Consider the following 12,589-nt stretch of genomic DNA (forward strand, 5'->3'; position numbering starts at 1 on the left):
AACCGGCGTTTCGCGTGCGTGGCGGCGCCGGTTTCGCGCGAAAACGCCACCTCCACCCGGACGTGTCAGGGGCGGGCGGCGAGGATGCGCCAGCAGTGCATGCAGGTGTTTTCGCGGATCCAGTCCACTTCGGAGCGATCGTGCAGCTCTGCTGCGTCCGCTTCTGCTCCGCAGAACGCCGCCACCGGTACATCTGCAGGGGTTTTCGTTGCTGTGATGGGGAAAGCGTGGCGGCCTCCCGTGACCGGGCGCCAGACGTAGGTCAAGTAGTCGGACATGGGATTTCCTTCCGGGTGCCTGGTGTCAATGAGACCGTCCCAAAAGAACCCAAGCAATCTTGTTCACCGAATTGTGTAATAGCCCAGTCTCAAGGTTTGCAATAGCGTGGGCATATGACAACTGCACGTTCTCGCGGACTCGGCGCCGAAGTACGGAACCTTCGCAAGAATGCTGGCCTGCGCCTTGAAGAATTGGCCGACCTCTGCGGCTGGTCGCGCGCAACGTTCGGGCGGATCGAATCGGGAGACAAGGTTCCAACCGACACTGAGATAGCTATCATCCTGGGAACCCTTGGCATCAAAGGCGATGAACGAAAGCGCTTGCTGGAACTCGCACATGATGCCCACCAGCCGAACTGGTGGGAGATCGGCTACAGCGGGCTGCCGTCTCAGCTGGCTTCGCTACTCGAATTCGAGCGCTCCGCCGTCAAGATCACGGATGTTTCGCTGGGGTTCGTCCCTGGGCTGCTGCAAACGGCCGACTACGCGCGAGCGGTCATCCGCAACGGCGGACTGTCCGAAAGCGAAGTGGAGTCACGTGTTTCGCTGCGGCTTGGCCGACAGAGTATCTTGTCGCGGTCAAAGCCAGTCGCGCTGCACGCTCTCATCGATGAGTCGATACTTCATCGCCCAGTGGGCGGAAGCCCCGTGATGGCAGAACAGCTCCGCCAGGTAGTGCGCATGAGCGAACGGCCACACATCACCGTCCAGGTCGTCCCCTTCGCCGCAGGTGAGCACCACGGGATGAACGGCAGCAATCTGATCCTGGAGTTCCAACGGCAGCGACCGATAGTTCATCTGGAGCATCGCCGCTCCGGAGTCTTCATCGACGACCCCGCGGACACCTTCCTCTACCTCGAAGCCGCATCTACTGTTGAGAAAGCAGCTTTGAGCCCCGCAGACTCTGCAGACCTCGTCTTGGCATGCGCGAACGCGTTGGAAGGGCACGATGGAGATGATCTTTGAGTGGCGAAAGTCCAGCTACAGCGGAGTAGAGAGCAACTGCGTTGAGGTCGGCGCAGGTCCTGATGTCGTCGGGGTTCGGGACACCAAGGATCGGGATGGTGGGACCTTGGCCCTTCGGCCGCAGGCTTGGGGTGTTTTCTTAGCCGCCGTCAAGGCTGAGCGCTTCGGGTGAAGCGTTCAGCGCAGGAGGGTTGCCGCTTCCGGGTCAGCCAGCAGGGCCGTTAGGGCGAACCTCTCGTGCCAGGACCCCGATGCCCAGGCCAGGGCTCGGGCCAGGCCGTCCGGGGTTCGCTCCGCGTGGACCTTCCCCGTCCTGTCGACCCACCAGTGCACCCGCTGCTCCCCCGCCGACGACCGGACTCGCAGCGTGTCGTGGAGCCTGACCTCGCCGGTCGGCACCGTGATGCCCAGCAGCTCGCACGCCGCCGGGACGCGCGCCACCTCCGGCCAGCTCTGGGCGCGGCCCTCGTCCGCCACCTGCATCGTGTTCTCTTCCGATGCCAGCGGCAGATCCAGGAGTTCCGCCAGGGATTCCGCGTCGAACTGGTCCGGGCTGCCGCCCGCGATCACCAGCGGCGCTTCCAGCACGCCCAGCATCCACGGCTCGTCGAGGACCACCGCTCGCCCGGTGCTGACGACCGCGCCCGACACCGAGCGCACCATCTCCGGGAGGTCGATCTCGGCCGGGTCCACGACACCCGACGCGACCGCGTCCGCCAGCGCTTGGTGCGCGCGCAGCGCAGTTCCGGCGCGCACGGGGCGATCCGGGTCGCCGAGGCGTTCCAGCAGGTCCGCAGCGTCGTCGGAATCGTCGATGACGAGCTCGCTGCGCACGCCCGTGATCCTCAGCTGCTCGTCGTCGAGGCCGACGTCGGGCACCGCGTCGAAGAGGCCCGCCAGCTCCGCAGCGCCCGTGAGGCGCCAGTGCCGTGGCGGCTGACCTCCCAGCAGTGCGTAGCGCGCGATCCACCAGGCCGAGTAGCTGTTGGGTTCGCGCAGGGCGCGCAGGGTTTCCGGGTTCCGCACCAGCAGGCGGATCGCCGCCGGCCAGGCGTCGTCCGCAACCAGGTCCAGGTCCCGGATTCCCGCGAACCTGGCCGGCGGCCAGTTCTCGGGCTGCGCGGATTCCTGCTCCGCCCACCAGTGGCGCGAGTCCGGGAAGTCGTCGTCCGCTTCGACCGGGTCTTCCTCGACGTGCACCGCGAAGTCGTCCAGCACGCCGATCGCCCGCAGCAGATTCGCGGGCCGGTCGGCGGCGAATGCCTCGTCCAGCACCGCGAGCGGCCCGTCCGCACCGATGTACTCGGCGTCGATGACCTCCAGCAGCGCCGCATCGGGCAGCAGGAGTTCGTCCGCGCGGCGGAAGTCGCCGTTCGCGTCCGGCAGCGCCAGCGCGCCCAGCCAGTCGCGCGGCTGCGCGCTCGCGACCAGCCGCAACACCGCCTCCGCCAACGGCCGCACGTCCGCTCCGGCTCGCGCGTCGGAGACGCTGCTGCGCACCGCCTCCTCCAGCGACGGAGCGTCGAGCAACTCCGCCGGGCCGGCCGGGTGCGCGCCGAGCTTCTCCAGCAGCGGATGCGTCGCTTCGGGGTGCGCGATGCGCAGGCCCGAGATGTCCAGAGTGGACAGCAGAGCCGCCGGGTCCGGGTCCGCGTCCCGGTGGCTGAGCAGGACATCCCGCACACCCGTCACCGTGCGGCCGTCCGCCAGCGGCACCGGCAGCGCGGAGAACTCCTCGCGCGCCACGGGATCGGCGCTCTCGATCGGGACCAGCGCGTCGTAGAAGCTGTACCACCACTGCGGCGGGCGCTGCAGGCCGGTGACCGCGTCGACGATCTCCGCCGCGGCGAGCCGCCGGACCTCCAGCACGTGCAGCGACCTGCGGTGCCGGGCATCCGCCAGCTCCGCCGTGAGCAGGCCCGGGATCACGTCCTTGAGCAGCTCGGCGAGCTCCGGCGAGATGTATTCGAGGACCCGGGATTCCAGCGGCGCCACCAGGTTCCCGTTCGCCGCGGGCAGCCACGCCGCGACCCGCAGCCGGTCGTTCACGCCCTGCCGCAGCTTGTCGTCCACATCGGACAGCGGGAAGCCCGGCAGCGGCACCAGCGCCGTCCGGTGATCCACGGCGATCTTGCCGACCAGCCCGGGATAGCACTCGGCGGCGAACGTCAGCACCGCGTCCGTGGCGGCCGACGCCGCCGCCCGCCGCCGGTCCGGCTCCACCGGCACGCTCGCCAGCAACCGGGCAGGCAGCGACAGCCGCTCCTCGGTCGGTGTCGGCGCGTGCAGCACGTCTTCGGCCAGCGGGATCGGCGTGCCGTCCTCGTCCAGCGGCACCGCCCAGGTCACGCGCCACTCCGTGGCGTGCCGGGCTTCGACGCCCAGGCCGGCCAGCGCCGTCTCGCTCAACGTGCCCGTCGCGCGGTGCACGAGCCACCGGTCGCTGCGGGTCGGGCCGTGCACGACCAGCCGGTCGGCGCCTTCGTCCACGCGCCGCCAAGTCTTCTCGCCGATCCGGATCTCGGTCAGCGCGGGCAGGGCGATCAGCAGATCAGCAGCCTGGTCGGTGAACGCCGCCATCAGCGCGTCCGTGACCACGTCGGGGCGCAGCGGAAGCCGCACCTCGGTGTCGAAGCCCGCGGGCGGCTCGTCGGCGACCGCCCACGGCAGCCGCAGCACCGGCACCGCGCCTTCCCGCGCCGCCAGCTCCTCCGCCGGGCCCGGCAGCTCCGCCGCCGCTTCCCTGGTCCGCTCGGCGGAGAACGCAACGCCGCCGGACGTCGACAGGATCTGCGGCTCGTCGGACACCGCCAGCACCGCGGCGAACCCGACGCCGAACCGGCCGACCGAGGCGCCCTCGCGCTTGGCCGACGCGCGCAGCGAAGCCAGGCCCGCCACGCCGGTCGCGGTCAGCGGCGACCCGGTGTTCGCGACCCGCAGCTCACGGCCGACGAGCTCAACGCGCAGCACGCCGTCGGCGCCCGCCGCGTCCGCGGCGTTCTGCGCCAGCTCGACCAGCAGCCGGTCGCGGTAGCCGCCGAGCCTGAGGTCTTCCTCGGCGTTGGCGTCCTCGCGGAACCGGGTCGGCGAAGACTCCCAGGACTGCAGCACGGCCCGCCGAAGCTCGGCCGTACCGAACGGGTCCGTTCCGCTCACCCGCGCGGCTCGAAGTCCAGGGTGGCGTCGTCGTAGACGACCTCGGCCACCGGCACCGTCGACGAGGTGTCCACCTCGACCTCCGAATGCGCGCCGCAACCGAACTCGACGCTGACCACGCGACCGTCGGCGGGCGCGAGCTCGTTGGCGCAGACGCCGAACGCGCCGCCCATCGAACCCGCCAGCTTCAGGAAGAAACCGCAGGTGCCGCAGGCCCCCGGGGCCAGCTTGGCGATGTCGGCGCGCGGCCCGAACTCGCCGTTGTGCCAGCGGTCGGCGGCCTCCAGCCGGCCCTCCAGGCTGAGCACCCGCTTGCGGCCCAGGCCGACCTCGTGGGCGACCTCCTCGACCGCGGGGTCGTCGCTGGTCAGGTAGCCGGGCGCCAGCCGCGGGTCGTCCGCGGTGGTCGGCAGCAGGTCACCCGCGCCGAGATCGCCGGGGCGCACCCGCTGGTTCCACGGCACCCATTCCGGCGCGGTCAACGCGCTCGGACCGGGCAGCAGCACGACCTCGCTGACCGTCACCGGCTCGCCCGGGCCGACGCTGGCGACCGTGACCGCCCAGCGCCACCCGACGTAACCCGGGTAGTTCGACTCGAAGTAGTGCGTGACCGCGTGCGGGCCCTCGGCTTCGATCCCGACGTGCGCCCCCACCGAGGCACCGGCCTCGGTGTCCAGGGTCAGCACCGGCGAGCCGATCGGGTCGTCCCCGGGCCGCGCCTCGTCCTCCGCCGCAGCTCGCGCGACGTCCTCGGCGGCGGCGAGCTCCGGGTTCGGCGGCACGGGCGCGAGCTGCCCCACGTCCTCGAACGGGGCATCCGCGCCTGGGCTGGTCATCGGAGCAGGCATAGGCGTCACATGCTCGATTGTGCCGTACGTGGTCGTCGCTGCCGCCGCCCGTGTCAAGCTTTCGGGGTGCGACTCCTCCCGACTCGACGTGTGTTGTGCGGCTGGGTGCTCGCCATCGGGCTGGGGTTGGTGGCGTGCACGCCGCAGGTACCAGCGCAACACGACGGCCAGGACGACCGCGAGCAAACCGATCAGGGCGTTGGGCACGCGGGAAGCCTGCCACACCTCCGAGCGGAGGTGATCTCCGTGCTCCCGCACGACCGCTCCTCATTCACTCAGGGCCTCGAACTCGCCGCCGGCACCCTCTACGAAGGCACCGGCATGCGCGGTTCGTCGCTGCTCCGCGCCACCGATCTCGCCACCGGCGAGGTGCGCCGCGAAGCCCGGCTCCCGGCCGAGCTCTTCGGTGAGGGCATCACCGTCACGGGTGACCGTATCTGGCAGCTCACCTGGCAGGAAGGGGTTGCGCTGGAGCGAGACCGGGAGACGCTGGACGAGCTGCGCCGTGTGGAGTACTCGGGCGAAGGATGGGGCCTGTGCTTCGACGGGGTGCGGCTGATCATGAGCGACGGCAGCGACCGGCTGACCTTCCGGGATCCGGCGACGTTCGCGCCGATCGGCGGCGTCGACGTGCGGCGCGGCGGATCCGCGGCGGAGGAGCTCAACGAGCTGGAGTGCGTCGGCGACCAGGTCTGGGCCAACGTCTGGGGCAGCGACGAGATCCTGCGCATCGACCCGGCGACCGGGCAGGTGACCGCGGTGGTGGACGCGTCCGGGCTGCTGAGCTCCTGGGAGCGGGCGGGCACCGACGTGCTCAACGGCATCGCCGCGATCCCGGGCACCGACGAGTTCCTGCTCACCGGCAAGTACTGGCCGACGATTTTCCGAGTTCGCTTCGTCCCGGCGTGATCGTTAGTACGGTCGCCGCATGGATGATCAAGATGACCTGGTGGAGCCGCTGCACGTGCTCTGCGTGCTCGGTACCGGCATGGATTTCGACGTGGTCGAGGCGGCCGTCCGCGCGTTCGGCGGGCCGTTCTTCTCGCTGGACCGGGAGTCGTCGGAGCACGAGCACGACCCGCGGATGCCCGACGCGTTCGAGGCCTGCCTCGCGCAGTTGACCTTCACCGACGAGGACTGGGCCGCGATCGACGAGCACGATTCGGTCGCGTACGTGCTCGCGAAGGGCGGGCAGGAGCACGCCTCCTTCATCTCCGAGCGGATGCTGGCGGTGGCGGCGGAGCTGTTCGAGCGCTGCGGCGCCACCGCGATCAAGAGCGAGAGCAGCGGCCTCGCCCACGGCAGGGAGACGTGGCTGGCGCTGGCGGAAGACGCCGCCGAGCCCGATGTCCTCCGCCAGGCCTGGGTGAAGCGGCCGATCTACAGCGGCGAGGTGCTCCACACCTGCGGCATGCACCTGCTCGGGGTGCCCGACGTGGAACTGGAGGCCGAGGGGCTGCTGGACGAGAACCGGCTCGGCGAGTGGGTGGAGCTGATCGACGGCCTGGCGGGCTACCTGCTGACCGAGCCGCGGGCGGCGGAGATCCGCGACGGCGAGGGCTTCCGGCTCACCGAGGACTCGCCGCGCTGGCTGCTGCGGCAGCAGTCGTGCGACCGCTACGACGACGAGGACATCTTCTTCAACCCCTACGGCTACTGGCGCCTCACGCCCGCCTGAGCAGGCGTCGTGCTGGGCCGCTGCAGCGGCTTGTTCGGGATGTGGTTGCGCGGGGTTGTGGTGGGGCTCCGCTCTGCGGAGCGGCTAAGCCGCCTGTCCACGCCTAGCTATCGAGGTGAACGGCCAGTTCACCTCGCCTATCGGCGCGAACGGTCCGTTCACATCGAACCGGCAACACCTGCCGGTGTTGGGTGGAGCGAACGGCCTGTTCACCTCGCCTATCGGCGCGAACGGTCCGTTCGCTTCACAGGCGAGACCCGCCACCCGGCCGGGTGGTTTTGGGCCGTCAATGTCGCTCGATCGTGTCTGGGTGTATCTGGCGGGCCCGTTCCGTCCTCTTTATCCGTGAGGCCGCCGAAATCCGGCGGACGCCCGAACGGCCGGAGGCGGGTGAGGCAGGATGAACGGTATGGGTTTGCGACGCCACGACCAGCGGTCGGACGCCTCGCGCGGCCGATCGGGCTGGGGCGCCGGGCAGCGCGGCAAGCGCGGTTGGTACGCCGAAGGCGGCCGGGAGACACCGCCCGAGCAGGGCTCGGAGCAGCGCGACGAGCCGCAGCGCGCCGAGCACCGGTTCGAGGCGTCGAGTAGGGGCGACCGGCGGTATCCGTGGGAGGACGATCCGGACTACGCCCCGCCGCGCAGCCACGGCCGGCGGTTGCCGCCGCTGCCCGAAGACCACCCCGGCCGGGCAGATGAGGCGCCCGGACCCGAGCAGCCCCGGGGCACGGCACCGCCCCGGAAGCTGACGGTCACCCGGGTCGCCGCGTGGCGCAGCCGGGACCTGACGCAACGCGCGATGCGGATGTTCTTCTCGCTCGCGCACGCCGACGGCGCCGACCGGTCCGGGCTCGCGAAGTTCACCTACGCCGTGATGGGCAACTACGCGGTGGACGCCGCGATGGCGGTCGCGCTGGCCAACACCCTGTTCTTCTCCGCCGCCACCGGCGAGAGCAAGGACAAGGTCGCGCTCTACCTGCTGATCACGGTCGCGCCGTTCGCGGTGATCGCCCCGGTGATCGGCCCGGCGCTGGACCGGCTGCAGCAGGGCCGCCGCTTCGCGCTCGCCGCGTCGTTCGCGATCCGCGTGCTGCTCGCGGCCGTGATGGCGCTGAACTTCAACAGCTGGCTGCTCTACCCCGCGGCGCTGGGCTGCATGGTGCTGTCGAAGTCCTTCGGCGTGCTCAAGGCGGCGATGACGCCGCGGGTGCTGCCGACGCAGATCACGCTGACCAAGGCCAACTCCCGGTTGACCGCGTTCGGCATGGCCGCGGGCGGGATCTTCGGCGCGATCGCGTCCGGCTTCGCCTGGCTGCTGGGTTCCGAGGGCGCGCTGTGGTTCATGGCCGCGATGGCGGCCGGCGGCGTGTGGCTGTGCCTGCGGATCCCGGGCTGGGTGGAGAGCACCGAGGGCGAGGTGCCGACGTCGATCGGCTCGAACCCGGCGCAGACCAAGAAGGTTCCGCTGAGCGGGCACGTCGTGGTGGCGCTGTGGGGCAACGGCGGCATCCGGCTGCTGACCGGCTTCCTGACGCTGTTCGCGGCGTTCGTGATCAAGCAGAGCACCCAGCACGAGCCGTTCATGCAGCTGGTGCTGCTCGGCCTGGTCGGCGGCGCGGCCGGGGTCGGCAGCTTCCTCGGCAACGGGCTGGGTTCGAAGATGCACTTCGGCAAGCCGGACCGGGTGATCATCGCCTGCCTGGGCAGCGCGCTGGCGGTCGCGGTCTGCGCGGCGGTGCTGGCCGGGTTCCCGCTCGCGGTGGTGGTCGGCCTGGTCGGCGCGACGGCCAGCGCGCTGGCCAAGGTCTGCCTGGACGCGGTGATCCAGCACGACATGCCCGAGCAGTCGCGGGCCTCGGCGTTCGGCCGGTCCGAGACGATCTTGCAGCTCAGCTGGGTCTTCGGCGGCGCGCTGGGCGTCCTGCTGCCACCGGTCTACTGGATCGGGTTCGCGGTGGTCTCCGTCGCGCTGGCGCTGATGCTGGCGCAGACGATCGTGGCCGGCCGCGGAGGCACGCTGCTGCCGCGCCTCCGGCGCCGGTCCGCACCGGCCACCGCGCGATTACGGACCAAGTCGTAGGCTCGAACCGTGCATCGTGGACTGAAGCCGCTGCTGGCGGTGGCGGGCATCGCGCTCGCCGCCGGTTGTGCCGCCCCCAGCGAACCGCAGGTCACCTTCTACTCCCACGGGAACTCGGTGACCGTCAACCCCGCCCAGTACTGCGACGCGACGGGGCAGAACTGCGTGACGCCGCCGGAGAACCCGGTCGGCGACCTGCGGGTGCCCGACCGCAGCCCGCTGCAGATCTCGGTCCCCGGCGAGGTCGCGGCGGCGCCGTGGCAGGTGGTGTTCATCTACCGCGGGCTCAACGGCGAGCAGCTCGACGGCCGCAGCCAGGTCTTCCCGCCCGACTCGCGCCACGCCTACACACTGCAGCTGCCGCCGGACGGCGGCCGGCTGGAGCACGTGGAGGTCCAGAAGTTCTCGGCGGTGCTGACGCCCGGCGCTGACGGCGGCGTCGACTTCGGCATCGGCGGCAGCTGGATCCTGAACGTCCAGCAGTGACATCCGGCGGGTCCCACCTGTCGCGCCGCCTCAGTCGTCGACCAGCCCGGCCTCGTACGCGGTGATCGCGGCCTGGACGCGGTTGTTCGCGGACAGGCGCTGCAGGATCGTGCTTACGTGCGCCTTGACGGTGCCTTCGGCCAGGAACAGCCGCCGCGCGATGTCCTGATTGGACAGTCCCGCGCCGACCAGCGCCAGCACCTCGCGTTCCCGCGGGGTCAGGGTCGCCGCCCGGTCGCGGGCGGCGGTTCGCCGGGCGGCCTGGCCGCCGCGCATCCCGGCGATCACCCGTTGCGCGATCCGGGGCGACAGGTACGCCGCGCCGTCGGCCACGGCGCGAACGCCGATGAGGAGTTCGCGCGGATCGGCGGCCTTGAGCAGGAATCCGCGGGCGCCGTCGCCGAGCGCCCGCGCCACGAACTCGTCCTCGTCGAAGGTCGTGAGCACGACGACCTTGACCTCCGGCTGCGCGCGGGCCAGTTCCGCGGTGGCGGCGAGCCCGTCGAGCCGGGGCATCCGGATGTCCAGCAGGACGACGTCCGGTCGGTGCTCGGCGGCCAGATCGATGGCCTGCCGCCCGTCCCCGGCCTCGGCGACCACGGCGATCTCCGGGTCGGTCGCCAGGATCGACCGGACCCCGGCGCGGATCATGGCCTCGTCGTCGGCCAACAGCACGCGGATCATTCGTCTTCCTTCGTCGCGGGCACAACCGGGCAGGGCAGCCGAGCGGTCACGGTGAAGCCGTCGCCGGGCTCGGCCCGGAAGGTGCCGCCGAGCAACCGGACCCGCTCTGCCAGCGCCAACAGCCCGCTGCCGTTTCCGCCGTCGAGCACCGGCGGCGCGTCGACGGCCGAGTTTCGCACGATGACGTTGAGCCCGTTGGGAATTCGCCCGACCCGCACGGTCACCTCCGCCCCAGGCGCGTAGCGGGCGGCGTTGGTGAGCGCCTCCTGCACCACCCGGTGCGCAGCGCGGTCCACCTCCGGCGGCACCGCGAGCGGCTCGCCGCTGCGCAGCAGCGACACCGCCATCCCGGCGCTGCGCGCGCGGTCCACTAGCGCCTCCACCGACTCGTCCGGCGGCTCGACGCTGGAGCCGCCGTTCTCCCGCAGCATCCCGATCGTCTGCCGGAGCCGGTCGGTGGCGGCGACCGCCGTGGCGCGCAGCCCGGCGGCGGCTTGCTGGTTGGCCTCGGTCATTTCCGGGGCCAGTTCGAGGGATCCGGCGCGCAGCGCGATCAGCGCCAGGTCGTGGCCGAGCGAGTCGTGCATGTCCGCGGCAATCCGGGCGCGTTCCCGCAGCCTCGCGCGCTCGGCGACGAACTCCTGCTCCCGCTCCATCTGCTCGACCCGTTGCCGACCGGCGACGATCAACTCGGCCTGCTGCCGCCGGAACTGACCGGCCAGCCACGGCAAGGCCACGAAAACCGTCAGGCACAGCAGGGAGCTGAAGCCGGCCCAGAAGTCCACGACCGCGCCGACGACCCCGCCCAGCGCGGCGACCGAAAGCCAGGCCCAGCCACGGCGAACCGGCAGGTGCCGGCCGTGGAAGTAACCCACCACGGCCAGCGCCACGAGCAGCAGCAGCCGCCACACCTCGGCGTCGAGCCCGTAACCGGCGAGCGCGCACACCCCGGCGATGACCAGCAGAGCCGCGCCATTCCTCACCCGGACGACCTTACGGCGCGCAGCCTCAGCAGCCGGAACACTGCGGTGCTGAGCCCGGCGAACGCCGCGACCAGGAGCACGACCGTCAAGGGCAGCGGGAAGTACGTCATCTGCGCCCACGTGATCGTGCGGCCGTTGCTGATGAACGAAATCAGGCTCGGGTAGGCCAGAAACACCGCGACCGGGATCAGCACCGGCACCAGCCGCAACGCGATCCGCCGAACCGGCCGCCCGGCGCGCTTGGCCGCCCAGCGACGAGAACGCACCGCGCCGAGCACGCCCAGCCCCACGGCCGCCAGCCCGATCAGGCCAAGCACCAGCTCGAACTGCTGCCGCGCGCCGCCGGGAGCGTCGGGCGTCTTCCCCTCGCTCAGGGCCACCAGCCCGGTGAGGATGTCGTAGTAGTCGCCGTTGAGGGAAGCGTTGTTGGTCATGACGGCGAAGCCGTAACCGGTCTCCGGGATGACCATCTCCGTCGCGGCGTAGGTGAACAGGTTCCCGTCGTGCACCAGCCTTTCCGGGCCGTCGGCGGGCTTGTCGACACCCCAGCCCATGCCGTATTCGTGCACGTCGGAAGGGCTGTGCATGGCGCGCAGGCTCTCCGGTGCGACGAGCTGGCGCCCGCGGCCGCCCTGCGTGATCAGCCACTTCCCCATGTCGGCGGCGGTGGTGATGACGCCGCCGCCACCGCTGCCGTCGAGGAATCCGGGCAGCTCCGGGCGGGAGAACCACGCACCGAACAGCGAGTTGTAGCCGTCGGCGGGCCGGACGACCTCATCGCGAAGCGCGCTGCGGCTCATCCCGAGAGGGCCGAACACGTGCTGCCGCATGTAGTCGTCGAAGGTCTGGCCGCCGGCGACCTCGACGAGACGGGCCGCCAGGTCGTAGTTGACGTTGCAGTACTCCCAGTGCGTGCCCGGTTCGGCGGCCAGCGAGCCGGTGCTCAGCCGCGAGGTGTACTCGGCGAGCGAGCCCGCTTCCTCCAGCGAGTTGATGTCGATGGTGCGGTCGGAGAAACCGGAAGTCTGGTTCAGCAGGTGCCGGACGGTGACCGCGCGGAAGCGCGGATCGGCCATGGCGAACCCGGGCAGCTGCTCGACGACCGGCCGGTCCAGCGCGATCTTGCCCGCATCGGCCAGCGTCATGACCGCCATGGCCGTGAACGACTTGCTGACCGAAGCGACCCGCATCGGGGTGTAGGCCGTGACCGGCCGCCCGTCGGAATCGTGGCCGTAGCCGGCGGCGTGCACGATCCTGTCGTCCTTGGTGACCACCACCGAGAACCCGGGCATGCCGGTGGATTCCAGCGCGCGGGTCAGGTAGTCGTCGATGGCCGGTGCGGTCGGTTCGGGCGCGGCCTGCGCGGTGGCGGGGCCGATCGCGACCCCGAGGGTCACCGCGAGCGCGATGATCTTGGCTTTCATGCAGGT

Annotated in this window: 13 protein-coding genes; 7 read left to right on the top strand and 6 right to left on the bottom strand. The window is 71.1% G+C overall.

The window, feature by feature from the left end:
* Positions 1 to 65 precede the first annotated feature (65 nt).
* On the bottom strand, positions 66 to 278 hold the full coding sequence (locus AC07EQ_RS16435) for an HC3 family zinc finger protein (RefSeq protein WP_478388776.1): 213 nt from the start codon (positions 276 to 278) through the stop codon (positions 66 to 68).
* A 114-nt stretch (positions 279 to 392) separates the two neighbouring features.
* Between AC07EQ_RS16435 and AC07EQ_RS16440 the strand changes: the two genes are divergently transcribed.
* On the top strand, positions 393 to 1,244 hold the full coding sequence (locus AC07EQ_RS16440; RefSeq protein WP_478388777.1) for a helix-turn-helix domain-containing protein: 852 nt from the start codon (positions 393 to 395) through the stop codon (positions 1,242 to 1,244).
* Positions 1,234 to 1,416, top strand: coding sequence for a DUF397 domain-containing protein (locus tag AC07EQ_RS16445; RefSeq protein WP_478388931.1), 183 nt, complete (start codon positions 1,234 to 1,236; stop codon positions 1,414 to 1,416). The genes AC07EQ_RS16440 and AC07EQ_RS16445 overlap by 11 nt, the downstream gene beginning before the upstream one ends.
* A gap of 5 nt (positions 1,417 to 1,421) precedes the next feature.
* Here AC07EQ_RS16445 and AC07EQ_RS16450 read toward each other — a convergent pair whose 3' ends face one another.
* Both AC07EQ_RS16450 and AC07EQ_RS16455 read right to left on the bottom strand, forming a co-directional pair.
* Entirely contained in the window at positions 1,422 to 4,400 is a 2,979-nt protein-coding gene (locus tag AC07EQ_RS16450; RefSeq protein ID WP_478388778.1) for a sacsin N-terminal ATP-binding-like domain-containing protein, read from the bottom strand.
* On the bottom strand, positions 4,397 to 5,236 hold the full coding sequence (locus tag AC07EQ_RS16455) for a DUF3027 domain-containing protein (protein WP_478388779.1): 840 nt from the start codon (positions 5,234 to 5,236) through the stop codon (positions 4,397 to 4,399). The genes AC07EQ_RS16450 and AC07EQ_RS16455 overlap by 4 nt, the downstream gene beginning before the upstream one ends.
* A gap of 78 nt (positions 5,237 to 5,314) precedes the next feature.
* On the opposite strand from AC07EQ_RS16455, the gene AC07EQ_RS16460 reads away from it, so the two are divergent.
* The 5 genes from AC07EQ_RS16460 to AC07EQ_RS16480 all read left to right on the top strand — a co-directional run bounded on the left by AC07EQ_RS16460 (position 5,315) and on the right by AC07EQ_RS16480 (position 9,492).
* The gene (locus tag AC07EQ_RS16460) at positions 5,315 to 6,157 is read left to right on the top strand and encodes a glutaminyl-peptide cyclotransferase (protein WP_478388780.1); all 843 of its coding nucleotides are present in this window, start codon (positions 5,315 to 5,317) and stop codon (positions 6,155 to 6,157) included.
* A gap of 19 nt (positions 6,158 to 6,176) precedes the next feature.
* On the top strand, positions 6,177 to 6,926 hold the full coding sequence (locus AC07EQ_RS16465) for a hypothetical protein (RefSeq protein WP_478388781.1): 750 nt from the start codon (positions 6,177 to 6,179) through the stop codon (positions 6,924 to 6,926).
* Positions 6,927 to 7,041: 115 nt separating this feature from the next.
* Complete coding sequence (locus AC07EQ_RS16470; protein WP_478388782.1) at positions 7,042 to 7,275, top strand: hypothetical protein; 234 nt, start codon at positions 7,042 to 7,044, stop codon at positions 7,273 to 7,275.
* Between the two features lie 60 nt (positions 7,276 to 7,335).
* Positions 7,336 to 9,006 (top strand): MFS transporter, encoded by a 1,671-nt coding sequence (locus AC07EQ_RS16475; RefSeq protein ID WP_478388783.1) that lies wholly within the window; start codon positions 7,336 to 7,338, stop codon positions 9,004 to 9,006.
* 9 nt (positions 9,007 to 9,015) lie between these two features.
* Positions 9,016 to 9,492, top strand: coding sequence for a DUF2771 family protein (locus tag AC07EQ_RS16480; protein WP_478388784.1), 477 nt, complete (start codon positions 9,016 to 9,018; stop codon positions 9,490 to 9,492).
* Positions 9,493 to 9,522: 30 nt separating this feature from the next.
* Here AC07EQ_RS16480 and AC07EQ_RS16485 read toward each other — a convergent pair whose 3' ends face one another.
* Genes AC07EQ_RS16485 through AC07EQ_RS16495 form a run of 3 tightly spaced genes read right to left on the bottom strand, consistent with a single transcriptional unit; the run spans position 9,523 to position 12,583 of the window.
* On the bottom strand, positions 9,523 to 10,176 hold the full coding sequence (locus tag AC07EQ_RS16485) for a response regulator (protein ID WP_478388785.1): 654 nt from the start codon (positions 10,174 to 10,176) through the stop codon (positions 9,523 to 9,525).
* On the bottom strand, positions 10,173 to 11,159 hold the full coding sequence (locus tag AC07EQ_RS16490) for a sensor histidine kinase (protein WP_478388786.1): 987 nt from the start codon (positions 11,157 to 11,159) through the stop codon (positions 10,173 to 10,175). Before AC07EQ_RS16490 ends, AC07EQ_RS16485 begins: the two co-directional genes overlap by 4 nt.
* Entirely contained in the window at positions 11,156 to 12,583 is a 1,428-nt protein-coding gene (locus tag AC07EQ_RS16495; RefSeq protein ID WP_478388787.1) for a serine hydrolase domain-containing protein, read from the bottom strand. The genes AC07EQ_RS16490 and AC07EQ_RS16495 overlap by 4 nt, the downstream gene beginning before the upstream one ends.
* Positions 12,584 to 12,589: the final 6 nt, after the last annotated feature.

The sequence above is a fragment of the Saccharopolyspora sp. NPDC045839 genome, assembly GCF_056431645.1.